This window comes from Streptomyces sp. NBC_01381 (assembly GCF_026340305.1).
Taxonomy (GTDB): domain Bacteria; phylum Actinomycetota; class Actinomycetes; order Streptomycetales; family Streptomycetaceae; genus Streptomyces.
On sequence record NZ_JAPEPI010000001.1, the window covers coordinates 2,872,762 to 2,898,312 of the forward strand.

General features: G+C 69.8%; 28 protein-coding genes, 1 pseudogene and 1 riboswitch. Of the genes and pseudogenes, 15 read left to right on the forward strand and 14 right to left on the reverse strand.

All coding sequences use genetic code 11. The features are described from left to right. Positions 1–68: 68 nt before the first annotated feature. From OG453_RS13525 to OG453_RS13540, 4 genes are all read right to left on the reverse strand, one after another. Positions 69–656, reverse strand: coding sequence for a winged helix-turn-helix domain-containing protein (locus tag OG453_RS13525; protein ID WP_266867730.1), 588 nt, complete (start codon positions 654–656; stop codon positions 69–71). Between the two features lie 370 nt (positions 657–1,026). Next, positions 1,027–2,046, reverse strand: coding sequence for a glutamine synthetase (gene glnII, locus OG453_RS13530; RefSeq protein WP_266867732.1), 1,020 nt, complete (start codon positions 2,044–2,046; stop codon positions 1,027–1,029). A gap of 158 nt (positions 2,047–2,204) precedes the next feature. Next, entirely contained in the window at positions 2,205–2,675 is a 471-nt protein-coding gene (locus tag OG453_RS13535; protein ID WP_266867733.1) for a hypothetical protein, read from the reverse strand. 137 nt (positions 2,676–2,812) lie between these two features. Then, positions 2,813–3,181, reverse strand: coding sequence for an arsenate reductase family protein (locus tag OG453_RS13540; protein WP_266867735.1), 369 nt, complete (start codon positions 3,179–3,181; stop codon positions 2,813–2,815). 155 nt (positions 3,182–3,336) lie between these two features. Between OG453_RS13540 and OG453_RS13545 the strand changes: the two genes are divergently transcribed. The 3 genes from OG453_RS13545 to OG453_RS13555 all read left to right on the forward strand — a co-directional run bounded on the left by OG453_RS13545 (position 3,337) and on the right by OG453_RS13555 (position 6,122). After that, a complete protein-coding gene (locus tag OG453_RS13545) occupies positions 3,337–3,642 on the forward strand; it encodes a hypothetical protein (protein WP_266867737.1) in 306 nt (101 codons plus the stop codon). A gap of 70 nt (positions 3,643–3,712) precedes the next feature. Continuing rightward, on the forward strand, positions 3,713–4,651 hold the full coding sequence (locus tag OG453_RS13550; RefSeq protein ID WP_266867739.1) for an alpha/beta fold hydrolase: 939 nt from the start codon (positions 3,713–3,715) through the stop codon (positions 4,649–4,651). A gap of 133 nt (positions 4,652–4,784) precedes the next feature. Beyond that, positions 4,785–6,122 carry a DUF2252 domain-containing protein gene (locus tag OG453_RS13555; protein ID WP_266867741.1) on the forward strand — a complete coding sequence of 446 codons (1,338 nt, stop codon included), beginning with the start codon at positions 4,785–4,787 and terminating at the stop codon, positions 6,120–6,122. Here OG453_RS13555 and OG453_RS13560 read toward each other — a convergent pair. Beyond that, entirely contained in the window at positions 6,119–7,240 is a 1,122-nt protein-coding gene (locus tag OG453_RS13560; protein WP_266867742.1) for an HAD family hydrolase, read from the reverse strand. The two genes, OG453_RS13555 and OG453_RS13560, sit on opposite strands and share 4 nt — an antisense overlap. A gap of 183 nt (positions 7,241–7,423) precedes the next feature. Between OG453_RS13560 and OG453_RS13565 the strand changes: the two genes are divergently transcribed. The 5 genes from OG453_RS13565 to OG453_RS13585 all read left to right on the forward strand — a co-directional run bounded on the left by OG453_RS13565 (position 7,424) and on the right by OG453_RS13585 (position 11,810). Then, positions 7,424–8,290 carry a helix-turn-helix domain-containing protein gene (locus tag OG453_RS13565; RefSeq protein WP_266867743.1) on the forward strand — a complete coding sequence of 289 codons (867 nt, stop codon included), beginning with the start codon at positions 7,424–7,426 and terminating at the stop codon, positions 8,288–8,290. A gap of 5 nt (positions 8,291–8,295) precedes the next feature. Beyond that, a complete protein-coding gene (locus OG453_RS13570; protein ID WP_266867744.1) occupies positions 8,296–8,739 on the forward strand; it encodes a VOC family protein in 444 nt (147 codons plus the stop codon). Continuing rightward, positions 8,737–8,924, forward strand: a riboswitch (cobalamin riboswitch). (Overlaps the previous gene by 3 nt.) Positions 8,925–9,034: 110 nt before the next feature. Continuing rightward, complete coding sequence (locus tag OG453_RS13575; protein ID WP_266867745.1) at positions 9,035–10,030, forward strand: ABC transporter substrate-binding protein; 996 nt, start codon at positions 9,035–9,037, stop codon at positions 10,028–10,030. Next, positions 10,027–11,046 (forward strand): iron ABC transporter permease, encoded by a 1,020-nt coding sequence (locus OG453_RS13580; protein ID WP_266867746.1) that lies wholly within the window; start codon positions 10,027–10,029, stop codon positions 11,044–11,046. Before OG453_RS13575 ends, OG453_RS13580 begins: the two co-directional genes overlap by 4 nt. After that, a complete protein-coding gene (locus tag OG453_RS13585) occupies positions 11,043–11,810 on the forward strand; it encodes an ABC transporter ATP-binding protein (RefSeq protein WP_266867747.1) in 768 nt (255 codons plus the stop codon). Before OG453_RS13580 ends, OG453_RS13585 begins: the two co-directional genes overlap by 4 nt. 19 nt (positions 11,811–11,829) lie before the next feature. Here OG453_RS13585 and OG453_RS45340 read toward each other — a convergent pair whose 3' ends face one another. Further along, positions 11,830–13,419 carry a substrate-binding domain-containing protein gene (locus OG453_RS45340; protein ID WP_353962299.1) on the reverse strand — a complete coding sequence of 530 codons (1,590 nt, stop codon included), beginning with the start codon at positions 13,417–13,419 and terminating at the stop codon, positions 11,830–11,832. 599 nt (positions 13,420–14,018) lie between these two features. On the opposite strand from OG453_RS45340, the gene OG453_RS45345 reads away from it, so the two are divergent. Further along, a complete protein-coding gene (locus OG453_RS45345; protein WP_353962300.1) occupies positions 14,019–14,243 on the forward strand; it encodes a pentapeptide repeat-containing protein in 225 nt (74 codons plus the stop codon). 19 nt (positions 14,244–14,262) lie between these two features. Here OG453_RS45345 and OG453_RS45350 read toward each other — a convergent pair. After that, positions 14,263–14,949 (reverse strand): annotated as a pseudogene (locus OG453_RS45350) (nucleosidase); the annotation flags it as partial. A gap of 150 nt (positions 14,950–15,099) precedes the next feature. Then, a complete protein-coding gene (locus OG453_RS13595; protein ID WP_266867749.1) occupies positions 15,100–15,897 on the reverse strand; it encodes an MBL fold metallo-hydrolase in 798 nt (265 codons plus the stop codon). Between the two features lie 190 nt (positions 15,898–16,087). Between OG453_RS13595 and OG453_RS13600 the strand changes: the two genes are divergently transcribed. Then, on the forward strand, positions 16,088–16,666 hold the full coding sequence (locus tag OG453_RS13600; RefSeq protein WP_266869851.1) for an ABATE domain-containing protein: 579 nt from the start codon (positions 16,088–16,090) through the stop codon (positions 16,664–16,666). A 56-nt stretch (positions 16,667–16,722) separates the two neighbouring features. Here OG453_RS13600 and OG453_RS13605 read toward each other — a convergent pair whose 3' ends face one another. Then, complete coding sequence (locus tag OG453_RS13605) at positions 16,723–16,914, reverse strand: hypothetical protein (RefSeq protein ID WP_266867750.1); 192 nt, start codon at positions 16,912–16,914, stop codon at positions 16,723–16,725. 87 nt (positions 16,915–17,001) lie between these two features. Continuing rightward, the gene (locus OG453_RS13610; RefSeq protein ID WP_266867751.1) at positions 17,002–18,189 is read right to left on the reverse strand and encodes an MFS transporter; all 1,188 of its coding nucleotides are present in this window, start codon (positions 18,187–18,189) and stop codon (positions 17,002–17,004) included. A gap of 160 nt (positions 18,190–18,349) precedes the next feature. On the opposite strand from OG453_RS13610, the gene OG453_RS13615 reads away from it, so the two are divergent. Together OG453_RS13615 and OG453_RS13620 are read left to right on the forward strand one after the other, a co-directional pair. Beyond that, the gene (locus tag OG453_RS13615; RefSeq protein ID WP_266867752.1) at positions 18,350–18,928 is read left to right on the forward strand and encodes a helix-turn-helix domain-containing protein; all 579 of its coding nucleotides are present in this window, start codon (positions 18,350–18,352) and stop codon (positions 18,926–18,928) included. Between the two features lie 97 nt (positions 18,929–19,025). Continuing rightward, positions 19,026–20,036: an NAD(P)/FAD-dependent oxidoreductase gene (locus OG453_RS13620; RefSeq protein ID WP_266867753.1), complete on the forward strand. Its 1,011-nt coding sequence runs from the start codon at positions 19,026–19,028 to the stop codon at positions 20,034–20,036. 59 nt (positions 20,037–20,095) lie between these two features. Here the strand turns inward: OG453_RS13620 and glnA are convergent, their stop codons facing one another. Next, a complete protein-coding gene (glnA, locus tag OG453_RS13625; protein WP_266867754.1) occupies positions 20,096–21,505 on the reverse strand; it encodes a type I glutamate--ammonia ligase in 1,410 nt (469 codons plus the stop codon). Positions 21,506–21,723: 218 nt separating this feature from the next. Here glnA and OG453_RS13630 point away from each other — a divergent pair, with 218 nt between their 5' ends. After that, on the forward strand, positions 21,724–22,191 hold the full coding sequence (locus OG453_RS13630; protein WP_266867755.1) for an RDD family protein: 468 nt from the start codon (positions 21,724–21,726) through the stop codon (positions 22,189–22,191). A gap of 405 nt (positions 22,192–22,596) precedes the next feature. Here the strand turns inward: OG453_RS13630 and OG453_RS13635 are convergent, their stop codons facing one another. Together OG453_RS13635 and OG453_RS13640 are read right to left on the reverse strand one after the other, a co-directional pair. Next, positions 22,597–22,815: a hypothetical protein gene (locus tag OG453_RS13635; RefSeq protein WP_266867756.1), complete on the reverse strand. Its 219-nt coding sequence runs from the start codon at positions 22,813–22,815 to the stop codon at positions 22,597–22,599. A gap of 473 nt (positions 22,816–23,288) precedes the next feature. After that, on the reverse strand, positions 23,289–23,459 hold the full coding sequence (locus OG453_RS13640) for a contact-dependent growth inhibition system immunity protein (RefSeq protein WP_323178631.1): 171 nt from the start codon (positions 23,457–23,459) through the stop codon (positions 23,289–23,291). A gap of 48 nt (positions 23,460–23,507) precedes the next feature. Between OG453_RS13640 and OG453_RS13645 the strand changes: the two genes are divergently transcribed. Together OG453_RS13645 and OG453_RS13650 are read left to right on the forward strand one after the other, a co-directional pair. Then, entirely contained in the window at positions 23,508–24,065 is a 558-nt protein-coding gene (locus OG453_RS13645) for a hypothetical protein (RefSeq protein WP_266867758.1), read from the forward strand. Positions 24,066–24,207: 142 nt separating this feature from the next. Beyond that, positions 24,208–24,738, forward strand: coding sequence for a hypothetical protein (locus OG453_RS13650; RefSeq protein WP_266867759.1), 531 nt, complete (start codon positions 24,208–24,210; stop codon positions 24,736–24,738). A 438-nt stretch (positions 24,739–25,176) separates the two neighbouring features. Here the strand turns inward: OG453_RS13650 and OG453_RS13660 are convergent, their stop codons facing one another. Further along, the gene (locus tag OG453_RS13660) at positions 25,177–25,458 is read right to left on the reverse strand and encodes a hypothetical protein (protein ID WP_266867761.1); all 282 of its coding nucleotides are present in this window, start codon (positions 25,456–25,458) and stop codon (positions 25,177–25,179) included. Positions 25,459–25,551: the final 93 nt, after the last annotated feature.

A 25,551-nucleotide genomic window follows, 5' to 3' on the forward strand; every position in this document is an offset into this window, starting at 1 on the left:
GCCACGAGCCGCCGTGGGAACCGGGTTCTGCTCCTGGCAGAGCCCGGCCCCGGAAGGGAACCCGGAGGTCAGCGCGGTGCCGGCGGCGCGTACTTGTAGCCGACGCGGCGCACCGTCTGGATCGTCGTGCGGTGCTCGGCACCGAGCTTGCGCCGAAGCCGGGCGATGTGGACGTCGACGGTCCGCCCGTCGCCCACGTGCCCGTACCCCCACACCGTGGTCACCAACTGGTCGCGCGTGTGCACCCGGTGGGGGTGCGCGACGAGATGCGCGAGCAGCTCGAACTCCAGATAGGTGAGGTCGAGCGGCCGCCCGTCGACCTGCGCGGCACGCTGCACGGGATCGATCCAGACGGGCCCCGACCCGGGCCCCGCCGCGTCCTGCCGCGCCTCGGGCTCGCGGGGCTCGGCCACGACGGGGGCCTCCTGCCCGGCCGGTACGAGCACCAGGTAGCCGATCATCGGCGGCTGGCCCGGCAGCGTGGGCAGCGTGTGCTGGGGCGCGGGCAGCCAGGTCGCGCCCGGCGGCAGGAAGTCGGTGAGCTGCACCACCTCGTCGGGATCGACGGCCCGCAGCCGGCCACGGGCGGGACTGGTGAGCGGCGAAACAGAAGCGGAGGAGGCGGTGGATGCGGAGAAGGAACGGGAGTTCGCCATGGGAGGTCAGCTTTCGCGCGAAGGAGTCGTCAGTCGTCGAGGACGTACGTACGTCGTGCGCGTCAGGCGAAGGCCGGGTGAACGGCTTTAGAGGGCCCGCGCGTTCATCGCGCGGCAACACACCCGGTCGAAGTCATGGTGCTGACGGGAAGGCCAGAACGGCTCGAGGTCGTGATCCCGACCTGTCGCTGCGTTCCCGTGGCTGTCCATGCCCCCATTGAAGCAGATGGCAGGGACCACACCAGTCCCCTCTCGTACGGTGATACGGACTCTTGGCGGGCTCTTGGCGCGAAATCGCCGCTGGCTCCCCTGCCCAAGAAGGGCGCCCACCGGTTCGGCGGGCGCCCTCTTCAGGAACGTACGGACGGGATCAGACCTGACCGGCCTTCTCCAGGGCGGAGCAGCAGGTGTCGACGAGCAGTCGGGTCACGACGTACGGGTCGACGTTGGCGTTCGGGCGGCGGTCCTCGATGTAGCCCTTCTGCTCCACCTCGACCTGCCACGGGATGCGGACCGAGGCGCCGCGGTCGGAGACGCCGTAGCTGTACTCGTTCCACGGGGCGGTCTCGTGCAGGCCGGTGAGGCGGTCGTCGATGCCCGCGCCGTAGTGCTTGACGTGGTCCATCGGCTTGGAGCCCTCACCGAGGGACTCGCACGCGGTGATGATCGCGGCATAGCCCTCGCGCATCGCCTTCGTGGAGAAGTTGGTGTGCGCGCCCGCGCCGTTCCAGTCGCCCTTCACCGGCTTCGGGTCCAGGGTGGCGGACACCTTGAAGTCCTCGGCGGTGCGGTAGAGCAGCCAACGGGCGATCCACAGCTGGTCGGAGACCTCGAGCGGCGCGAGCGGGCCGACCTGGAACTCCCACTGGCCGGGCATGACCTCGGCGTTGATGCCGGAGATGCCGAGGCCCGCCTTGAGGCAGTTCTCCAGGTGCGCCTCGACGACGTCACGGCCGAAGATCTCGTCCGAGCCGACGCCGCAGTAGTAGCCGCCCTGCGCGGCGGGGAAGCCGCCGACGGGGAAGCCGAGCGGGCGGTCGCCCTCGAAGAAGGTGTACTCCTGCTCGATGCCGAAGATCGGCTCCTGCGAGCCGAAGCGCTCCTCCAACTCGGCCAGCGCGGCACGGGTGTTGGACTCGTGCGGCGTCATGTCCGTGTTGAGGACCTCGCACAGGACGAGTACGTCGTCGCCGCCGCGGATCGGGTCCGGGCAGCTGAAGACCGGCTTGAGCACGCGGTCGGAGGCGTGACCCTTGGCCTGGTTGGTGCTGGATCCGTCGAAGCCCCAGGTGGGGAGCTCGGCGCCGTCCGCGAGGATCTTCGTCTTCGAACGGAGCTTGGCGGTCGGCTCGGTGCCGTCGATCCAGATGTACTCAGCCTTGAAGGTCACGGGGCTCATCCTTAAAACGCTCGGTACGGCGCAGAACGTGCGGGTGCTGCGGTGCCGTGGTGATGCCGCGCAGCCTGCCAACAGGCGATTTCCCGCCCATTGCTCGAATGTGAACCCCGTGTTACCTGCGGTGGATGTGGCTCACTTCACGCCCCGCGCTATTTGATGACGGCGTTGGCCGCGGCTATCAGCAGCCCGATCGCCGCGTCCGCCGTGCCGAGCAGCACGGCCGAGCGCCGCCGGTAGCCCGCCCGGAGCGCGGCGAAGGTGCCCCAGCCGAGGAGGAGCGCCGCGTTCAGGAGGAGCGCCGAGCAGGTGACGGGCGGCTCGGGCCAGTCGAAGATCCCCGCGAGCACGAGCAGCGCCACGGTGGGCCAACAGGCGACGACCACCGGCCACTCGTCCATGAGCTCCCGGGCCAGCTGCCGCCACCGGTGCAGGCCCGATCCCGGCCGGTGCGTGGACATGTGGTGCGCATAGCCGTGCGCGAGGGCGGCCGTGCCGGCGGTCACCATGATCCAGGCCGCGTCGTACCAGGGTGTGTAGGCCTGGTCCTCCGAGTGCAGTGCCGCGATCAGCGCGCTGGCGAGGATCGTTCCGTATACGCCTCCGAACATCAGGCTCCGCACGGTGCGCTCCTTCCCGTTGCCCGGATCCTTCGTCCGGTCGGCGAGGTGTGGAGTGCCCAACGCTATGGAGGCGTCTGTAACGGTTTGACCGATGTTGTTCATCGGTCGGCGGTCATCTTCGAGCGTCCGCGCGGGCGCTAGCGGGACAGCGCGTCCCGTACCGCCTCGTCCGTGCGGGCCACCACCGCGGTGCCGTCCTCGGCGGTGATGATCGGGCGCTGGATGAGCTTGGGGTGTTCGGCGAGGGCCTTGATCCAGCGGGCGCGGCCCGAGGCGTCGCGCGGCCATGCCGCACGGTCCTTCAGGTTAAGGTCCTTGGCGGCCTGCTCCTGGGTGCGGGTGATGTCCCAGGGCTCAAGGCCGAGACGTTCGAGTACGTCGCTGATCTCGGCCTCCGTGGGTACGTCGTCGAGGTAGCGGCGCACGGTGTAGTCGGCGCCCTCCGCGTCGAGCAGGGTGAGCGCGCTGCGGCACTTCGAGCAGGCGGGATTGATCCAGATCTCCATGCCGCACACGCTACCCGCGACCCACCCGTCACAGCGCCCCAAAGCCCGTCTGGCCAGCGGCGATTGTCAGTGCCCGGCAGTAGAATTGAAGCAATGTTCGAGAGGTTCCCGACGGGTCTTCCGACGGGGTTCCCGACCGCGACAGGAGGATGCCTGTGCCCGCTGCCGCACTCACATCGAAGTCGAAGCGCAACGCTTCACGGCCCGTGCTGATCGACCTGACGTACGCACCACTGGAGAAGAGGCCGCTCCCGGCCGGACGGCCGCGGGAGTGGTACATCACGCACAACCGGCGCCTGAAGGCCATGCGCCTGGCGATAGCCCTGCTCGACGCGGGCGTCTACGTACCGAACCAAGCGAGCAACACGAGGATCCGCGGCATGGCGGAGGATGTGGGAATCCATCCGCCGTCGGACATCACCTGCCATATGGTGCGCGCCCTGATGCGGTACAGCCGCTGAGGCGTTGAGGTGAGCGGTACGGGTGGGGGCCCGCGGGTTCCCGCCCGTACGCGTGGTTCATGCTGGCCGCATGACACAGCAGGAATCAGCCTCGGAGCAGCCGCCCGCCGCGGGCAGGGCGGAGCAAGGCGGCGAGCTGCCGCTGCTCGTCACCGTTCAACTCCCGGACGGGGCACGGTTTCCCGTCCGCGCCCTGCGCGGCGAGAAGGCACCGGACGGTCCCGCGCCGGCCGTCCTGATCCTGCCCGCCATGGGCACACCCGCCCGCTACTACCGCGCCTTCGCACGCCAGTTGCACGCCGAGGGCCTCACCGCGCTCACCGTGGACCTGCGGGGGCAGGGCGAGAGCACCCCGCGGGTGACGGACGCCGCCGCCGTCGAGCACGGCTACGGCACGATCGTGGAGCAGGACCTGGTGGCCGTCGTCGACGCGATACGCGCCGAACTCGGCGCCGAACCCCCGCTGTTCCTCCTCGGGCACAGCCTGGGCGGCCAACTGGGCTTGGTGCACGCTGCGTTGGGGATCGGCCCGGGCGTCGACGGAGTCGCCCTCGTGGCCTCCGGATCGGTCTGGTTCCGTGCGTACGGACGGCTGCGCGGGCCCCTGCTGCTCCTCGGCCAGCTGTTCGCCGCCGCGGCGTCGACGCTGCTCGGCCGGTGGCCCGGCGTCCGGCTCGGCTTCGGCGGCAACCAGCCCAAGGGCGTCATGCGGGACTGGGCCCGCCAGGGCCGCACGGGCCGCTACTCCGCCGCCGGCTCCACCCACGACTACGAGGCCGCCTTGCGCACCCTCGACCTGCCCGTCCTCGCGGTCTCCGTCGAGGGCGACACCTGGGCTCCCGCACCCGCCCTCGACCACCTGGTCGGCAAGGTGCCGGGCGCCCGTGTCACCCGCATCCGGTACTCCAGGCAGGAGGCCGGCGGCCGCCTCGACCACTTCGCGTGGACACGCGCCGGCGGGGCACTCGCCAAGCGGGTGGCGGCCTGGGCGGGGCCGGGCGGCAGCTGACCGGCGGCTCACCGGGGGGAGGGGGCGCGTCACCCATTTGCCGTACCCGGCATGCGTACGCGCCCGTGGCGGCATTGGCTGCCCCTGAGAGGAGGCTGTTGCCGGGAGCCACCATCGGAGAGGGGAGAGGGCCATGACCACCCCGGCCGAACGCGCGCGGCTAGGCAAGGCGGCCCGCAAACGCGCGTCCCGCTCCTCGCACGGCGCATGGATACCCTCGGCCGACCGCCCCGACCCGGTGGCCGTCCTGGAACGCCAGGGCAAGGACCGCGTCCAGGAACTCCTCCCCATCCGCTACGGCAGGATGTCCGCTTCCCCCTTCGCCTTCCTGCGCGGCGCGGCCGCCGTCATGGCGGGGGACATCGCCGTCCAGCGGGACAGCGGCCTGACGGTCCAACTCTGCGGTGACGCCCACCTGTTGAACTTCGGCCTGTTCGCCTCGCCGGAACGCACCCTGCTTTTCGACCTCAACGACTTCGACGAGACCTACCCCGGCCCCTTCGAATGGGACGTCAAACGCCTGGCCGCGAGCGTCGCCGTGGCGGCCCGCGACAACGGCCACGCGGAGCCCGCCGCCCACGAGGCCGCCCTCGCGGCGGTGACGGCGTACCGGACCTCGATGCGACGCCTCGCCGGGCTCGGCGAACTCGCCGTCTGGTACGAACAGATAGACGCCCACGGCCTGTTGACGCTCATCGGCTCCACCCGCGATCGCAAGCGCCTGACGGCGACCCTCGACCGCGCGCGGCAGCGCACCAGCCTCCAGGCGCTCGGCAAGCTGACCGAGGAGGTGGACGGAGAGCGCCGCATCATCCACGATCCGCCGCTCCTGGAGCAGGTGGGCGTGCCCGACATGGCGGCGCTGCGGAAGATCTTCGGCGACTACCGCTCCACGCTCTCCGAGGAGCGCAGGCTCCTCCTCGACCGGTACCACTTCGTGGACGCGGCGCGGAAGGTGGTCGGGGTGGGCAGCGTCGGCACCCGCTGCTTCATCGTCCTGCTTGCGGGCCGCGACGCCGACGACCCGCTCTTCCTCCAGATCAAGGAGGCGCTGCGATCGGTCCTGGAGGAGCACCTGCCGCAGGGCCCCTACCGCCACCCCGGTCACCGGGTCGTCGCCGGGCAGCGGCTGCTGCAGGCCTCGGGCGACATCTTCCTGGGCTGGATGACCGGCCCCCAGGGGCGTGCCTTCTACTGGCGCCAGCTCCGCGACATGAAGGGCTCGGCGGACGTGTCGTCCATGAAGCCCTCGGAACTGTCCCGCTACGCGGGCCTGTGCGGCACGGCCCTGGCCCGTGCGCACGCCCGCTCCGGCGACCGGATCGCGATCGCCGCGTACCTGGGCGGCGCCGACACGTTCGACCGCGCCGTGGCGGATTTCGCGCTGCGGTACGTGGCCCAGAACGCGGCGGATCACTCGGCCTTGGGAGAGGCGATGGCCACGGGCGTGGTCGGGGCGGCCGAGGCCTAGCGGATCTCGTCCGGCACCACCGTCAGCCACCGCTTGTCGGCGGTGACCTTCTGGCCGAGCTCACGCTGCCGGTCGGCGTTGGTCCGCTTCATCTCGTTCAGCTGCTGCATGTACTTGTCCTTGCGGTTCACCCAGACCCGCACCCCGCCGTGCTGCACATCCGCGGAGTGGAAAAGCATCGGGCCGTCGCTCACCGGGGTGTCGCCGGCCACCAGGACGGGCTTCTTCCACTCGTCGATGTAGGTGTTGATGGCCGCCGGCTTGCCCTGGAACCAGGTCAGCGGCGCCCACAGGTTCGGCGTCAGCTCACGCCCCGCGAGCTTCTTCTGATCGAAGCGGCCCTCGGCGATCTCCTTGCGGGAGCTGGTGACTTCACCGGTCTTGCGGTCCTTGAGCTGCAGGCCGACGCCGATGACGTTCTCGGGCTTCACGTTGTAGCCGTACTTGGGGTCGGACAGGACCATCCGCACCAGGTCCTCGCTGGCCGCGCTGACGACGTACACCTCTATGCCGTGCGCCCGCAGGGACTTGTAGAGCTCCTGCATGCCGGTGAAGAACTCGGGCGCCTCGACCTCGGTCTTGGTCAGCTTGCCGTCCTCGTAGTACTCGGCCGGGATCGGCTTGTCGTAGGCGAGGAGTTCGTCGACGTACCCCTTGAGCTCCTTCAGCGTGAAACCGGAGAAGATCTGCGCGGCCCACGGATAGCAGACCTGGTCGTCGACCTCGCAGAGCCGGTTGTAGTAGCTGTACAGGCTCTCCTTGTGCTGCGCCGTGTCCTTGAAGGGGATGACCTTCAGCGACGGGTCCATCGACTTGCGGGTCAGCACCCCCTTCATCTCCAGGAAGGGCAGGAGCGCCTCCTCCAGGTCGTTGCGGTACGTCGTGTTGTCCGCGTCGAAGACGGCGTACGCACCCTTGTGGCCGTTCTCCGAGATCACCTTGCCGAGCTTCGCGGCGACCGGCTTCGGCCAGTGCGGCAGCTCGGCCGCGGTCTTGACCGAGGTGTCGGCCGCCGTCGCCTCCGTGCCCGGCCAGAGCGCCACGCCCGCGAGCACCGCCGCGGTGAGCGCGCCCGCCGTACCGAGAACCGCGAGCTTGCCCTTTGCTCCTACTGCCATGTTTCTGCCCCCTGAGAGCGGTCTGCGCCCCGTCCGGAGCGGCGGGTCATCGTACGAGGTCAGACGGCAGATTCCCATGATCGACGTCACCGGTCGTGAGGGGCATGGACCGGCCCCGCGCGGGTAGCAGCATCGAACGCTTCCGCCCCGCGCCCGGGCCCCGTGCATCGCATACTGGAACGTATGGAGACCGGCTCCCGCGAGTTCGTGCGGGCCGTCCCGCGGCTCGACGGCATGGTCGTGTCCGCGGTCGGCTACCGCACCACGGGCGAGCTGCCTGGCCTGCACCGCGGCCTGCCCTCCCCGTATCTCACCCTGATCTTCTCGTTCGACGGCCCGGTCGTCAGCGGCCTCACCCCCGAGCAGGCGGGCGGCGCCGACGCGATCAGCACGGACATCGTCCTCGGCGGTCTGCACCAGTCACCGGCGTACGTCGTCAAGCCCGAGCACGAGGCGGGCATCCAGCTCGCCGTGCATCCGCTCGCCGCCCGCGCCCTGTTCGGCGTACCGGCCGCCGAGCTCGCCGGTGACATCGTCACGTCCGGCACGGAGGTGATGGGGCGCCGCGCCGCCGACGTACGGGAGCTGCTGTGCGAGCGGGACACCTGGGAGGAGCGATTCGCCGCCCTGTCCGCCTACTTGAGGCAGCGGGTTGCCGCCGGCGACGCCCGCGGATCCGTCCGCCCCGAGGTCGCCGAGGCCTGGGCCTGGCTGGCCAGGCACCGGGGCGCGGGCACGATCGGCGGTCTCTCCCGGCACGTCGCGCTCAGCGAGCGCAGGCTCACCGCCCTCTTCCGCGCCGAGACGGGGATCGGCCCCAAGCAGGCCGCCCGCCTGATGCGCTTCCAGCGCGCGCGGAACACCGTCGTGCGCTCCGTCGCCGCGGGCGCCGCGCCCGATCTGGCGCGGGTCGCCGCGGACTGCGGCTATTTCGACCACTCCCACCTGGTGCGGGACTTCCGGCAGTACACCGGCACGAGCCCCAGCGGCTGGCTGGCCGAAGAGTGCCGGAATATCCAAGCCGGGAGCCATGGCGGAGGCGAAGAGTAGGAGCCATGAACACCACCGAGAAGCAGCAGACCCAGACCGCAGCCACCCCCGCGGGACGCGCCCCCGACGTCTGGCCGACCCTCCAGGCCCACGACGCACCCGCCCTGATCGACTTCCTCGTCGGCACGGTCGGCTTCCTGCGCACCGCCGTCTACGAGGACGGCGACCGCGTGGCCCACGCCGAGCTCGACTGGCCCGAGGGCGGGGCGATCATGCTCGGCTCGTACGACGAGAAGGCCGAGGCCTGGTGCCTCAAGCCGGGCACCTTCGGCGCGTACGTCGTCACGGACCATGTCGACGATCTCTATGGGCGCCTCACCGATGCCGGAGTGGAGATCATCCGCGAGATCGAGGACCAGCCGTACGGCAGCCGGGAGTTCGCCATCGCCGACCCCGAGGGCAACAAGTGGTCCTTCGGCACCTACCGCGGCTCGCCCCGGCCCGCGTGATAATTTGCGCACGCCAGTCAAACCCACACCAGGGCCAGGGAATCCGGTGCGAATCCGGAACTGACGCGCAGCGGTGAGGGGGAACGGGCGGGGCCACGGCCACTGGGCGTCCACGGACGCCTGGGAAGGCGCCCCGCCCGGCCGATCCCCGAGTCCGAAGACCTGCTGGCACCTCTGTCCGCGCACCGGGCGGCGGAGGTGATCAAGCAGGCCAGGCTCCGCGTATGAGCCATGAGACTCAAGGGATCGTGTGTCCTCCACAGCCCGTCGTGTACGTATACCCGTCCTCCTCGGCATGGCCCTGGCCGTCACGCTGACCTCCTGCGGTGGCTCGTCGACGCCCTCCACCACGGACAAGAAGGCTGCCGGCTACCCGCTGACCCTCACCTCCTGCGGCAAGAAGTCGCAGATCGAGGCGCCGCCGCGGCGGGCGGTCTCCCTCGACCAGGGCTCCACGGAGATCCTGCTCTCCCTCGGCCTCGCCGACCGCATGGCAGGCACCGGCACCTGGACCGACCCGGTCCTGAAGGGCCTGGAGAAGGACAACGCCAAGGTCCCCCGGCTCTCCGACCGCTACCCGTCCTTCGAGAAGGTCCTCGCCCAGGAGCCGGACTTCGTGACCGCCTCCTTCCTGGCGACGGTGAGCAAGGGCGGCGTCGCCGACCGCGCCAAGTTCACCGAGCTCGGCGTCCCCTCGTACGTCTCGCCCACCGACTGCGCGGGCAAGGACAACACCGGCGACGGCGACGGCAGCCGCGTCAAGGCGCTCACCATGGACACGGTGTACGGCGAAGTGCGCGACCTGGCGCGGGCGTTCGGGGTCCAGAAGCGCGGCGAGCGCCTGGTCGCCGGCTTGAAGTCCCGCCTGGCGAAGGCCAAGCAGGGCATCGACGCCTCCGACACGACGCTCCTCTACTGGTTCTCCGACTCCAAGGCCCCCTACATAGCGGGCTGCTGCGGCGCCCCCGGCATCATCACGCGCGAGCTCGGCGCCAAGAACGTCTTCGACGACACCCGCGAGGAGTGGCCCCAGATCAACTGGGAGACGGTGGCGGACCGTGACCCCGACGTCCTGGTCATCGGCGACCTCACCCGCAAGTCGCAGACGGCCGAGAGCGCGAAGAAGAAGATCGAGTTCCTGGAGTCCAACCCGGTCACCAAGAATCTGACCGCCGTGAAGAAGAAGCGGTACGTCCTGCTCAGCGGCCAGGCGATGAACCCCACGATCCGGACGGTGGACGGAGTGGAGCAAGTGGCGGACGCACTACGCGAGTTCGGGCTCGCCAAGTGACGCTCGCGCGGGGCGCCCTGCTGTGGGCGGCGGGCGTCGCCGCGCTCGCGCTCTCCGTGGCGGTGGCCGTCACCATCGGCCCCGCCGCCATCTCCGTACCGGATGTGTTCTCGGCGGTCGTGGCGCACCTCGGCGGGGGAGAGACGGGGCTCACGCCGCTGCGGGACGGCATCGTCTGGAACCTGCGGATGCCGCGCACCCTGCTCGCCGCGGTGTGCGGCGCGGGCCTCGCGGTCTGCGGGACGGTCCTCCAGTCCCTGCTGCGCAACCCGCTCGCGGACCCCTTCGTCCTCGGCGTCTCCTCCGGGGCGTCCACGGGAGCCGTCGTGGTCGTCGTCCTCGGGGTCGGTGGGGGAGTCGTGTCGGTCTCGGCGGGCGCCTTCGCCGGCGCCCTGTGCTCCTTCGCCCTGGTCCTGCTGCTCAGCCATGCGCTGGGCGGGAGCGCCGACCGCGTCGTGCTCTCCGGCGTCGCGGCCATGCAGCTGTTCTCGGCGCTCACCTCGTTCGTGATCCTGACGGCGGCCGACGCGGAGACGACGCGCGGGGTGCTGTTCTGGCTGCTCGGCTCGCTCAGCGGGGTGGGCTGGACGGACGTATGGATCTGCGCCGCGGTCCTCCTGGCGGCGCTCACCGTCTGCCTGGCGCAGGCCCGCACCCTGGACGCCTTCGCGTTCGGCCAGGACGCGGCGGCGACGCTGGGCGTCCACGTGGCCCGCACCCGTCTGATCCTGCTCTCCGTCACCGCCCTGCTGACGGCGGTCCTGGTCAGCAGCGCGGGCGCCATCGGCTTCGTCGGCCTTGTCCTGCCGCACGCGGCCCGCGCGGTGGTCGGCTCCGGGCACGCGCGGCTGCTCCCGGTCACGGCGCTGGCGGGCGCGGTGTTCCTGGTGTGGGTGGACACACTGGCCCGCACGGTCCTTGACCCCCAGGAAGTGCCGGTGGGAGTCGTGACGTCCCTGATCGGCGTCCCTGCGTTCGTCCTGGTCCTCTACCGCACGCGGAAGGCCGCCCTATGACCGCCGGACTGCGAGCGGACCGGGTCAGCCGCCGGGCGGGCGGCCGCCTCATCGTCGACGGGGTGAGCATCGCCCCGCCGCCGGGCGCGACGGTCGGCCTCCTCGGCCCCAACGGCTCGGGCAAGTCCACCCTCCTGCGCCTGCTCGCCGGTGTCCTCTCCCCGGCCTCGGGGGTGGTCACCCTGGACGGCCGCCCGCTGCCGGAACTCGGCCGCCGGACGGTGGCCCGCAGAGTGGCCGTCGTCGACCAACACTCCGTGACCCAGGTCGACTTGACCGTACGAGACGTCGTACGCCTGGGCCGCATCCCGCACCGCAGGGCCTGGTCCCCGCCGTCGGCGCAGGACGACGAGGCGGTGTCCGATGCCCTTGCCCGCACCGGCCTCACCGACCGCGCCGCCCAGTCCTGGCACACCCTCTCCGGCGGCGAACGCCAACGCGTCCAGATAGCCCGCGCGTTGGCCCAGAACCCCCGCGAACTCCTCCTGGACGAGCCCACCAACCACCTGGACATCCACCACCAGCTGGACCTGCTCTCCCTGGTGGCCGACCTCCCCGTGACGAGCGTCGTCGCCCTGCACGACCTCAACCTGGCGGCGATGTTCTGCGACCACCTGCTGGTCCTGCACGAGGGCACGGCCCACGCGGCGGGCACCCCCGCCGACGTGCTCACCGAGGAGCTGATCGCGAAGGTGTACGGGGTGCGGGCGGTGGTGACCGGGACCACGGACGGGCGCCCGGCGATCCGGTTTCTCAGAAGCTAGATGCTCAGAAACGGGATTCTCAGAAATTGGAGATCACGCTGGTGATCACATCATTGATCATCTTGGGGTTCTTCGCGTCGTACGCCCGTCCTCCGGTGGCCGATGCGACCTCCTGGAGGACGGTCCTGCCCCCGGCGTCCTTCTCGTCCGCCTTGTCGCCGTAGGCAATCGTGAACACCCGGATCTGCGGCTTTCCGCGATCGCCGATCCGCTTCAGGAGCTTGTCGAGCGACAGGCTGTTGCTGTCTTCGTTGACGCCGTCGGTCAGCAGCACGACCGCGTTGATGGCCGCCGGGTCGTAGTCCTCGCGCAGCGTCTTCACGGCGGCGTCCAGGGTGTCGTAGAGGCCGGTCGCGCCGCCCGGCTCAAGCCCGGTGACGTTGTCGGTCAGCGCCTTCGAGCGGGGGCCGCCGGACAGCTTTCCGTCGAACGGGCCGAGCGGCACCAGTTCCTTGTGGTCGCGGCCGCCGCCGAGGACGTCGGCATCCGAGAACTTCCAGAGGCCGACCCGGTCGCTCTTGTAGAACTCCCCGAACAGGGCGGGCTCGGCCCGCTTCAGGAGCTCCATCTTCGTGTCGCCCGTGCCCGGCACCTCGCTGTTCATCGACTCGGACGTGTCGATGACGGTCAGGACGTTGGCGCGCCTGCGGAGCGTGGGCCAGAGCTCAAGCAGCCGGTCGAGCACATCGCCCTCGGGCAGCCGCATGGGAGTGAAGGGGGCGTCGGGCAGCACTCCGTTGGCCTCGGCGACCTGCCCGGTTCCTTTGAGGACCTTGCCTTCGTGGGTGCGGTAGCCGTACGGCGCGAAGTGCTTCTTGAACACCGCGGGGGTGCGCAGATAGTCGAGGAAGTCACCGGAGACCGCCTTCTGTGCCGCGGTCATGCCGTTGAGCTCGATGTAGGGGTGCTCGGAGAACGGGATCCCGTCCTTGGGATAGAAGGAGGCCAGCGGGGTGTGCGGCTTGCTGGTCCTCGCGCAGCCCTTGTCGTCGCTCGGAGCCCCGCACGGATACCCGGCGTTGTACGCCACGACGGTGTTCTCCTCCAGCGTGACGGCGGAGATGTACGACATGGCCTTGTCCGGGCCCGCCTCGCTCGCCTCGCGGAGGTTGGCGAGGAACGTCAGTGTCGTGTCGCCGTAGTGGACCGCGGACTTCTCGATGCTCTTGACGAAGTCCTGGTTGGCGGGCTTGTCGATGTGCGGGGTGCTCAGTTCGCTGCTGGTGCCGGTCTTGGCGAAGAAGGCGGCGACGGTGGCGTTGAGTCCGGACGTCGAGTAGCCGGGGTTCGTCTTGCCGAGCTTGAAGGCGCCCCACTCCGGCCGGTTGTGCTCCTTCCAGAACCCGTCGGCGTCCTTCGACCAGTCCGCGAGCTCCTTCCAGCTGATCGTCCGCTCGGGCCAGCCGAGCTCCTTGGCCATCGGCTTGGGCATCGCGATGGTCAGGGGGCTCTGCGCGATCGGCTTCGCCTGCTCCTGCTCGGGGAACAGCTCTTTCGCCGTCTCCTTCGCGCGGCTGCGGGCCAGCGAGAGCCATGAACTCCCGGCGGGCGACCACACGTTGGGCTTGTCCCCGTCGGACTCGTCCCACCCGTCGGCGAGCGCGCGCATCGCGGTGCCCGAATTGACCCCGACGACCTGGACCCTGGTGCACTTGCCTGCGCCGCGGCGGTTTCCGTAGTCGCTCGCCGCCTTCTCCAGGGACTCCGACAGATCGACGGACGCGGCGATCCGCACGGTGGTGTCCGCGTCCGAGCACCTCGGGAGCGCGGCGGGGGATGCCGGGCCCTTGTCGTCCGCGCCGCCGCCCTGACACGAGACAACGATGGGCGTGATGATGCCCGCGAGGGCGAGGAACGCCGCGGAGATCAGGAGAGGTCTGCGTCTTGAGCGCAGCTTGGCGCCGAGCCGATGTCTGGGGGGTGGGGAAGGGGTGCGGGGCTGGGGGTGGGGGTGGGGTTCGGCGGGGCGTGGGGGAAGGGGGGTGGTGCCCGTGTCGGTGCCGGTGGGGGTGCGGGTGCCGGTGTTGATGCCGGTCGGCAGTGTCGGGGTGCGGGCCGGCTCGCTCGCCTGCCGCTCCGGGGCCGGCTCGCTCTGCGCCTGGCTGACGGGCGCCTGCCCGGTCGGGGCCTCACGGGCGGGATCTACGGGCGGCGCTTGGCCGGTCCGTGCTTCAGGGGGTGGTGCTGCACCGGGTGGTGCTGCACCGGGTGGCGCTGCGACGGGCGGCACTTCGACGGGCGGCGCTGAGACGGGCGGTGCTGCACCGGGCGGCACTTCGACGGGTGGTGCTGCGCCGGGCGGCGCTTCGACAGGCGGCGCTGAGACAGGCGGCGCTGCACCGGGCGGCGCTGAGACACGCGGTGCTGCACCGGGCAGCGCCTCGACGGGCAGCGCTTCGACCTGCGGCGCTTCACCGGGCGGTGCCGGCTTGAGCGCGCTCAGGACGGCGAAGGCGGCCTCGGCCGCGTTCCCGGCGGCGGCCGGCTGGGAACCTGCGGCGTCGGCGATGTGCTTCTGGCCGTCGGCCTTGTCGCTGATGCCGCGGATGGTGAGCCAGAGCGTGCCGGCGAGGTGGGCCGCCTGGGCGACGCCCGCGCTCTCCATCTCGATGGCCACGGCGTCGTTGAACCGCTCGTCGAGCTGCGCGGCGAGGGCGGAGTCCGGGCTGTTGAGCACGACTTCGCCGGCCGCGACCGGCTTGAAGTGCACCGTGCCCTGCCACCGCGGGCCGCGCAGAGCGAACTTCGCGGCCTGCAGCAGCCGGTGCGAGGCTTCCCAGCTCCGTGGGCGTGACTTGAAGCCGTCCGCGGACTCCTTGCCGCCGTGCACCGCGTGCACACGGGTCGCCACGACGACGTCCCCGAGCTGGATGTCGCTCTTCACGCCGCCCGCGATCCCGACGAAGAACAGCGCGTCGGGCTGCAGCCAGGCGCGCAGCTGCCCCGTCAGCGCGGCGGCGGCCTGGTTGCCCTCGCCGATCTCGGCCAGGGCGACCCGCCAGGTGGCGTGGTCGCCCTGATGGGACCCGACCTCCACGAAGGTGCCGTCGGCGTGCCACCGTGTCTGAGGGTCGGTGAGATGACTTCGTACGGCCTCGTACTCCAGCCGAAGTGCCGTAAGGATGACCACCGTGCGCATCGGAAGAGCTTCTGTCACCTGACCAACCGAATCTCGATGCCGACCTGTCCGGGAGACTCACGCTAGAGCATCGTCACACGGTAACTCCCTTTGTCGGAGGGAGACATGGGTGATCGTCGAGCTTTTGTTGTGGTGTCGTGATACGTCGCTTCAGATCAGGTCGAGCCGGTCGGCGAGCCCTGCTTCGGCGAAGGCGGAGACCAACTCGTCGCGCCCCTCGGTGAAATGGGCCCAGCTGTCGAAGTGGACGGGAACGACCTTGCGCGCCCCCAGGATCCTGGCGGCCTCGGCGGCCTGGGCGCTGTCGAGAACGATGGGCGCACCGTCGAACAGAAACGGGAAGCGGGGAGCGCCGGCGAACAGCACGGCGGTGTCCACGGGACCGAACCGCTCTGCGATCTCCCCCACCGCACTGAGCGAGGCATTGTCGCCGCTGACGTAGACCGTCGGAAGCCCTTCCCCGGTCAGGACGAAACCGACGACCTCGCCGGTCACCGCCTCGACCTCCACGCGCGGCCCGGGACCGTGGACGGCGGGCACGCCCGTCACGGTCACGCGTCCGCCGCCGGGCCGCTCGAGCTCTATGGACTCCCAGTCGGCGAGACCCTTGGCGCTGTCCCCCAGGCGCCGCCCGCCGCCCGGGGTGGTGAGGGTGAGCGGTACGTCGGCGAGCAGGGCACGGCCGGAGTCGTCGAGGTTGTCGGGGTGTTCGTCGTGCGAGAGCAGGACCACGTCGACGTCGCCGAGGTCGGCAGGGGAGCAGGCGGCGGGCGCGGTCTTGGTCAGGCCGGGGCCGCCCGGCACCGGGAAGTAGTCGCCGGGAGCGTCGAAGGTGGGGTCGGTGAGAAACCTCAGCCCGCCGTACTCGAAGAGAGCGGTCGGGCCGCCGAAGACGCGTACGGGGAGCTGGTCGCCGGCCGTGCCGGAAGCAGCCGTGGTAGCAGCCATGCAGAAACACACCTCACGGATGGGGGTTGAGTTATCCGTGAGGAACGGTAGTCCTGTCTCACGGATGAGGGCAAGACGTACCATGAGACATGTGAAGCTCAAGGAGACTGCGATCGCCGGGGAGTTGGCGCCGGGAGACGCCAAGCGGCAGGTGCCGGCAGATGCTCAGCCGACGTCGACGTCGACGTCGATGCCAACACCGCCGCCCGCCCCCGGCGCGGACCAGTACCCCGCCCTCGACTTCGCCAACAGCGCCATCGCCCTGCCCGGCGGCCAGTTCACCGACCTCCTCGGCACCCCCGCCGCCGCCAACCAGTGGCTCTTCGCGCACGACCTCGCCCCGGCCGACGCAGGACTCCAGGAGATGTGTACGGCCCAACTGCGCACCCTGCGGGAGCAGATCCGCTCCCTGCTCGCGGCCCGGGTGGAGGGATGCCCGCCCCCGGCGAGCGCGCTCACCGCCGTCAACGAGGCCCTGACCAGGGCACCCGCGGCGACCCTGCTCCACTGGACCCCTGAAGGCGGCCTGTACCGGGCCGCCTCCCACCCCGTCACGCAGATCGTCGAGCGCGCCCTGGCGACCCTCGCCGCCGACGCCGCCGACCTGCTCACCGGCCCCGACGCCGACCGCCTCACCGCCTGCGGCTCCGCCCCCTGCAACCGCTACCTGCTGCGACACGGCCGCCGCCACTGGTGCTCGACCCGCTGCGGCGACCGCGCCCGAGCGGCCCGCGCCTACGCCCGACGTACGCGTTCGGTGAAGCAGTAGTGATGATCAGCGGAACGCATGCCGAACGCACGGCAATGGATCACTAACCCAAATGATCACCGCCGCGCAGGAACGCCGCGCAGGAACGCCCTGGTCGGCGCGACCGTCGCCGGCACCGCGGTGCTCGCCGCGACCCCGGCCTCCGCGCTGAGCCGGAAGTGCAACTCCTCGACTGGAACAACGACGGGGATGACGCGCGCCACCACGGCTTCGAGGGCTCCGGCTCGAAGTGACGCGTCCCTGAACACAAGTGACGCGCCCCTGAACCCAGGAGCACCACACTGAACACGACGAGGGCCGCCACCCCACCCGGGACGGCGGCCCTCGCCACAGCCTCAGCCGGCCACGCGCGCCCGGTCGATGAGGACGAGCGGAACGGCGGCCGCGGCGAGGGCGGCCCCGATCCAGCCGACCGAGGCGAGCGAGGCGCCCTGTGTGAATGCGGCTGCTGCCAGTACGGGGGTGATGCTGATGCCCAGCTGGAACGCCGACACGGTCGTGGCGCCGGCGAGGGTAGGGGCATCGGCCGCGATCGCGAAGACGCGCCCGTAGACCGCGGGGTTCAGCACGAACGCGGCGACACCGAGCAGGAACACGGTCGGCACCACGGCCCAGACCTCCTCGACCGCCGCGACCAGCACGACCGACAGGAGCACGATCGCGGACGCGCCGGTGAGCAGCGCGAGGTGGGGACGCCGGTCGGAGATGCGCCCGCCGATGGACAGACCTACAAATGAGCCGACCCCGAACAGCGCGAGGATCGCCGGGACCCAGACCTCGGGAAGTTCGGTGATGTCCGTGAGCATGGCCGCCAGGTAGTTGAACGAGATCATGTACGCCGCGGTGGTCAGCACAGTGATCGCGTACATGCTCCAGAGCGCCGGCCTGCGCATCGTGGCCAACTCGGCGGACACACGCGGCGCGACGGCCGCCGAGGGGCGGTCCGATCCGGTGGTGGCGGGCAGCCCGAGCAGACAGCCGGCCATCCCGGCGACCGTCAGGGCGACGACGGCCCAGAATCCACCGCGCCAGTCGGTGAAGTGGCTCAGCAGCGTGCCCGCGGGACCGCCGGCGACCATCGCCAGGCTGAGTCCGCTGACCACGACACCGGAAGCGCGGGCATTGCGGTCCGGCGTCACAAGCCCGATCGCGGTCACCGACGCGACGGCGAAGAATCCCGCATAGGCGATGCCCGACACCGCTCTGCTGACCAGCAGCACCTGGTAGTTGCCGAGCAGCCCGGCGGCGACACCGGCCGCGAAGACGGCCTGGGTGGCCACCAGCGCGGTGCGGCGCGGCCAGCGCAGGCTGAGCACGGCGAACGGCGGCCCTCCGACCACGACACCGACGGCGAACGCGGTGATGAGCAGCCCGGCCGAGGACAGCGAAACGTCCAGGTCGTCGGCGACGGCGGGCAGTACACCCGCAAGCAGAAACTCCGCGCTTCCCATGGCGAACAGACTGAAGCCCAGCAGATACACGCCCGCGGGCAGCCGCCCGGAGCCAGTGCTCCGGGCTGTCATCGGTTCGGTGCTGACCACCAGTGCCCACCCTCTTCGTCTTCGTCGAATCCGCAGTCGTGGTGACCATCCGGATCACCTCGGCGTCCAAAGGATCGGGAGATCCCTCGGCCTCCGACAAAAACTGTTGCCGTTTCCGGGACATGTTGGTTCCCTGCCGACCATGGACGAGCAACCGAGCGTCGACGCCGTGATCGAGCAGATCGCCCCTCGCCTGCGACGCGCCCGCGAGAAGAAGGACATCAGCCTGGCCGAACTCGCCCGCGCCACGGGCATCTCGACCAGCACGCTTTCCCGGCTGGAATCCGCCCAGCGCAAGCCGAGCCTCGAACTCCTCCTGCCGATCACTGCGGCCCTCGGCATCCCGCTGGACGAGATCGTCGCCGCGCCACGGATCCTCGATCCCCGCGTGCCGCAACAGCCCACGAGGAAAGACGGCCGCGTACTGATCCCGCTGTCACGACAGCAAGCGGAGCCACGCGCCTACAAGTTGACGATCCCGGCACACGACACCGACCCCCATCTGCGCACCCATGCGGGCCACGAATGGCTCTACGTGCTCCGCGGCCGTCTGCGCGTAAAACTGGGCGACGGCGACTTCGTGATCGGAGCCGGCGAGGCGGCCGAGTTCGACTGCAACATCCCGCACTGGTTCGGCGCCGCGGGCCAGGGCAGCGTCGAGGTGCTCAGCCTCTTCGGCAAACAAGGCGAGCGCATCCACTTCCGAACATCTCGCCGCTGAAGCGGTACGCAACACAAAACGCGACCGTCCCGGAATCGGCAACAGAAATGGCGATGGGGGCACGGGCGCCTCAGCCTGTGCCCCGGAGGTGATCGCCATGAGCGAAGAGCAGAAGACCGAAAAGACGAATCCGCAGAACGTGAACCTGTACGACGCCGTCGTCATCGGCGGCGGCGCCAGCGGCCTAAGCACCGCTCTCATACTGGGCCGCGCACGCCGCAAGGTGGCCGTGGTAGACGCCGGCGAACCACGCAACGCCCCCGCAGCACACATGCAGGGCTTCCTCTCCCGCGACGGCATGCCACCGGCGGCGCTGCTGGACGTGGGGCGTGCGGAAGTATCCGGCTACGGGGCCCACTTGGTCGAGGGAAGGGTGGACACAGTGGAGCCCGGCCGACCCGGCTTCTCCGTGCAACTCTCCGGCGGCCCGGTGCTGCACGCCCGGCACGTGGTGCTCGCGACCGGGCTGCGGGACGAACTGCCGGAGATCCCCGGCGTACGGGAGCGATGGGGACGCGACGTACTCCACTGCCCGTACTGCCATGGATACGAGGTCCGGGACCGTCCCTTCGCGGTGCTAGGCACACACCCCAACTCCGTCAACCAGGCGCTGCTCGTGCGGCAGTGGTCCGAAGACATCGTCTACGTCCCGGGCACCCGCTCCCTCACGGCCGACGACCGCGAACGCCTGGAGGCCCGCGGGGTGCGGATCGCCGCCGCCGGCGCGATCGTGCAGACGCTGACGGATGACGACCGACTGCACGGCGTGGAGCTCGCGAACGGGACGCTGGTGCCGTGCGAGGTCGCTTTCGTCTTCCCACGGATGATCCCGAACGACGGCGTCCTCGACGGCCTCGGCTGCGCCCGGAACGAGGCCGGCTCTGTGAAGACGGACAGCGCGGGCCGCACCAGCGTCCCGGGCATCTGGGCCGTCGGCAACGTCGGCGACTCACGCGCACTGGTGATCTCCGCAGCGGGCACGGGCGCGGCAGCAGCCTTCGCCCTCAACCACGACTTGGTCGACACGGAGGTGCAGCAATCCGTCACCGAACTACGGTCCACCCGCACAGCCATGCAGAGCGGGGCCGGGCTTCTGGCAGAACAGTGAGGGCCGCCACCTCGTATCGAGGTGGCGGCCCTCACTTCCGCGGGTCGCGAACCAGCGGCTTAGATGTCGAAGTACAGCTCGAACTCGTGCGGGTGCGGCCGCAGCTGGATCGGGGCGATTTCGTTCGTGCGCTTGTAGTCGATCCACGTCTCGATCAGGTCGGACGTGAAGACGCCGCCCGCCTGCAGGTACTCGTTGTCCGCCTCCAGGGCGTCGAGGACCGCGGGGAGGGAGGTCGGGACCTGGGCGACGCCCGCGTGCTCCTCGGGGGCGAGCTCGTAGAGGTCCTTGTCGATCGGCTCCGGCGGCTCGATCTTGTTCTTGACGCCGTCGAGGCCCGCGAGGAGGAGCGCGGAGAAGGCGAGGTACGGGTTCGAGGACGGGTCCGGGGCGCGGAACTCGACGCGCTTGGCCTTCGGGTTCGAGCCCGTGATCGGGATACGCATCGCCGCGGAGCGGTTGCGCTGCGAGTACACCATGTTGACCGGGGCCTCGAAGCCGGGGACCAGGCGGTGGTACGAGTTCACCGTCGGGTTGGTGAAGGCCAGCAGCGACGGGGCGTGCTTGAGGATGCCGCCGATGTAGTAGCGGGCGGTGTCCGAGAGACCGGCGTAGCCCTGCTCGTCGTAGAACAGCGGGTCGCCGTTGGCCCACAGCGACTGGTGGACGTGCATGCCCGAGCCGTTGTCACCGAAGATCGGCTTCGGCATGAAGGTCGCGGTCTTCTCGTTGCGCCAGGCGACGTTCTTCACGATGTACTTGAAGAGCATCAGGTCGTCGGCCGCGGCGAGCAGCGTGTTGAACTTGTAGTTGATCTCCGCCTGGCCGGCCGTGCCGACCTCGTGGTGCTGGCGCTCGACCTGCAGGCCGTTCTTGTCCAGCTCCAGGGAGATCTCCGCGCGCAGGTCGGCGAAGTGGTCGACCGGCGGGGCCGGGAAGTAGCCGCCCTTGTAGCGGACCTTGTAGCCGCGGTTGTTCTCGACCGCACCGGTGTTCCAGGCGCCGGCCTCGGAGTCGATGTGGTAGAAGCTCTCGTTCGCCGACGTCTGGAAGCGGACGTTGTCGAAGACGTAGAACTCCGCCTCCGGGCCGAAGTAGGCCGTGTCCGCGATGCCGGTCGAGGCGAGGTACGCCTCCGCCTTCTTCGCCACGTTCCGCGGGTCACGGCTGTACTGCTCGCCCGTGATCGGGTCGTGGATGAAGAAGTTGATGTTGACGGTCTTGTCGCGGCGGAAGGGGTCGACCCGGGCGGTCGACAGGTCCGCGCGCAGCGCCATGTCGGACTCGTGGATGGCCTGGAAGCCGCGGATCGACGAACCGTCGAAGGCCAGCTCCTCGTTCGGGTCGAACGCCGCTGCCGGGATGGTGAAGTGCTGCATCACTCCGGGCAGGTCGCAGAACCGGACATCGACGAACTTCACATCCTCGTCCGCGATGAACTTCTTTGCGTCGTCGGCGTTCTGGAACATCCAACTCCTCCTACTCCCGGCCCCCAGGTGGGTACGGGGTTGCAGCTCGTTGTGCGGCCAGTGCGGTGGCACACGCTGGGACCCGACCATAGGGACGGGGGATTTCTCAAGCATGACCCATTTGTTTCGCCGAAGTTAACCGGGCCGGGTGCGCGCGGGGCGCCATTCGTCCTACCCCGCCCGTCCTCGTACGAAATCGGGCGCAGTACCGTGGTCGGGTGGACAACAGGCAAGCAATCGGATCGTGGCTGTCCGGCCCGCGTGCGGCGGCAGAGGACGCGGGCGTCGATTTCGGCTATCGGGGCGAGCAGCTCGGCCTGCCGGAGGAGGGGCCGGGCTCGATCGCGCGGCCCGGCCGGCGCATCGGCGCGGTCGCCGTCGACTGGGCCCTGTGCATGGTTATCGCATACGGCCTGTTCGCTCGCGGTGACCAGCAGGCGATGGGCAACTGGGCCCTGGGCATCTTCTTCGTGCTCAACGTACTGACCGTCGGCACGGTCGGCTGCACCCCGGGCAAGGCGCTCTTCAGGCTGCGCGTCATCGCCGAGCGCGGCGGCCGCCTCGGCATCGGCCGGGTCCTCGTCCGCAGCCTGCTGCTCTGCGTCGCCATCCCGGCCCTGATCTGGGACCGCGACGGCCGCGGCCTGCACGACCGCCTCGCGCGCGCCGTCCAGGTGCGGATCTAGCCCCTACGCATACGTCGATGGGGCGCCCGGAACCGAGTGGTTCCGGGCGCCCCATATGAGTTTCGAGCAGCGGCTGCGGCAACGGCAGCGCTAGCCCTGACCTGGGCAAACACTGGCTGTGGAGGAAGCGCGAGGATATAGGCGGGCCAGAGAAGCTGCGCTGAAGCCGGTGATTGGCGGGGCCCACGGCGTGGATTCCTGAGTTAGCTCAGCCCGTGGGGTGCGGCCGGTCGTACCTAGTCATCCTGCAACGACGCAAGGTTGTCCATCGCATCGATGTGTCCGGCTTCGGCGGCTCGGGTGAGCCAGGTGCGGGCTCCGTGGGTGTCTCCCTGCCTCTTCAGGAGTGCTGCCCGACCGGGAATCGGCCAGCCTCGCAGCCTGGCTCGCGAAGCGGCCAGGGATTTAGGTGATCTGCCGGGACCGGGCACCCTTCTTGCCGAGGGTGCCACCGTCGGCGCACCCCAGGCAGTCCAGGTCGCCGACCGACGGCACCTGTGGCACAACCTCAGCGAGGCCGCCGAGCGAAGCGTCTCCCAGCACGGCCGCTGCCCGCAGGTACTCGTTCCCGCTGCCCGCTGCCCGCTGCCCGCTGCCCGCTGCCCGCTGCCCGCAGCCCGACACAAAACCGGCTCCGGCAGCCGAGCCCGCGTCCTCGCCGTGGGCAACCAGCAGCCGCTACGCGGATCGCACCAGAGCCCCCCACGCCACGATCCATTCCCTGATCGAGGACGGGCACAGCCGGCGCTCGATCCAACGTCAGCTCGGCATGACATACCGCACCGTCCAGCGTTTCGCCGACGCCGCACGACCGGAAGACCTCTTCACCGGCCAGTGGCAGAACCGGTCCTCGGTCCTGGACGAGTACAAGCCCGACCCCGACGACCGCTGGAGTGAGGGTTGCACCAACGCCTGGAAGCTATGGGAGGAGATCGTCCCCCTCGGTCACCAGGGAAGCTACGGACGCGTCCGTGCCTATCTGCACCTCAAACGGACATCGCCCCGTCCGGTGGCGGCCCGGCCCCCTTCGCCCCGCTCAGTCGCCGGACGGATCCTCCGCCGCCCCGAGACCCTCACCGAACCGGAGCAACTCCAGCTCAAGAACATCTCTCCGTCTGAGAGAGCGGAAGAACGTACGGCAGCGCCACCTGTTGGAAGACAAGGGCGCGCAGATCCGCCAGACCGAGTTCGCCTGGCGGAACTCGCAGCAGCTCATGCACCCTGCGCACCAAACTGGTTGCATCACGCGTCAGCGCCGCCGACCGCACCGCACTCCGCCATCAGCGCCGACACCCGCACCAGATAGCGTTCTGCGCATGACAACGGACGGAAGGCCGCAACCGCCGACGCCGATGTGTCCGCGCTGCGGTGGAGCCGAGGTGCGGACGGTCGAACAGGCGCGCTCCGGCAAGGGCGCCCTGACCAAAAGCCTCGGTACCCGCCTGGCGAAGGGCCCGGAGAAGAGCGGCGACGGCTGCATCCACTTCGCCGAGGGGCTCGTCCTGAGCCTCATGTTCGGCGGCGGTCTCGCCTACATGGGCGTCGAGAAGGACAACCAGCTGTACACGGTCGGCGGTGTGGTCCTCGGGCTGCTCATCTTCGCCGCCACCCTCGCGGTGGTGCGCGAGGACGGCCGGGAGAAGGACGCCGAGACGTCCGGCGAGACACTGGCCAACGAGTTCTGGCTGCCGGCGCACTACTGCTACGGCTGCGAGGGCGTGTTCTGCCCGGGCGGCACCCCTTGGCAGGGCGTGCTCACCCCGGAGCAGTTCAAGAAACTGGTCTGGCGTCAGGGCTGCTACGACCGCCAGTTGCAGCCGGGTGACAAGGCGAAGGACGCGGAGGTCCCGCCGGGGACCCTGATCGAGGGCTAGTAGGACTTTGTTAGGTGGGCTGGTCAGTGTCGAGTTGGAAAGCCCCTGCGGATCAGTCCTGGGGTCCGGGTCGGGATGATGCCGTGCTTCACTGTAAATCCAGGTCGATGATCCTGCGGGACTGCTCGCCGTGCTCCTTGTGATGACCCCCGACGACGCTCTCAAGCAGCTCAGCCACATCGCGCGCGAGAGGGCATTCGGTAGGCACGTAGGGTCGGACCGGCTCATCCAGGTCGGGCTGGACGCGCTGATTGCCGGGGTCGAGAGCCCCTCCCTCGCCACGCTGGCCGGTCTCTTCCGGAGCGAAGAGCCCGAGGCTCCGGCTCTCTTCGACCAGGTGCTGGAGGAGTTGGGACTGTTCTTCCACCCGCCCGCTGACCCTCGGGCCGCGAAGTGGGCCATGGCCTATTGGGTCGCCGGTCAGATCGCCGACGGATCCCTGGATCCTGCAGTCGGCACCCACCTCATCTGGTCAGACATCGCCTATGACCTCGGCTACCGCGTAGAACTGGAACCCTTCGTCCACTGCGCGCACAACTTGGACGGCTGGGAGGAGAGCTGGGGTGCCTCCGTCGAGGAACTCAACGGGGAAGCGGTTAAGGCAGCGAAGCAGTTCCTTAGCAAGGGGGCGGCCGTCGAGGTGCTCTGCTCACGGACCTCTTGGACGATCTAGCCGACACTGGCCCCAACACCGAACCTCACGAACAACTGGCCATCGCAGACCGCATCCTGCGCGAAGCCGCACACCTACTCACCGCGCACTACCGCGCTTGGAACGGAGCCGGAAAGGTTGCCCATACGCCTGAGAGCAGCTGATGCCGTCCTCGGCCAGAAGCTTTTCGACGGACATCTAGCCCTCGCCAGGCACGCTGACCCGGGACTGTTGGCGGCTTCAGTCATCGATGTGCTGGACCTGCCAGGCGGCCCCCTCCGCGAGGGCTATGTCGACCACTGACTCTGCGGCAACCCGCGTGGCGAACGCAGACCGCGTGTGATGACGGCGCCCGCTTGGCCGTGGTTGGCATCTGACGATGCATCGTCGCGGGCCCTGCCGGCGCTCCACAAACATCAAGGGTGTGCCGGGCGCCGGTCAGAGCTCCGCGCCATTCGCTCAGCCGAACAGCAGCCTGCCAAGTAGGCCTGCGCCTGCGTCTTGGTCAGGGCTCTCTGCGGCCGGAGTCTCGTTTTGGACGATGCCCCCGATTCGATTCACGCCGTGCTCAGGCAACGAGCTCGGCCTTTCATGTCCGGCATGCTCTGGCTGGTCATTCCCGGAAGCGGATTGAACGATGCTGCCGTTCTTCTCATCGTCCCCGGCGGTGGCTGGGCCAATGCTGCCGAGGACTGCTGCGGCAGCCATGGCGGTTACGGTCAGGAGCTTGCGGATGCGCATGTGGGGCGTTCTCCGTTCGAGCGCGGGACATTGGACAGGCCCATATCATCATCACTTGTGAAATTGATGACCAATGCGCCCATCTGTGGGCGA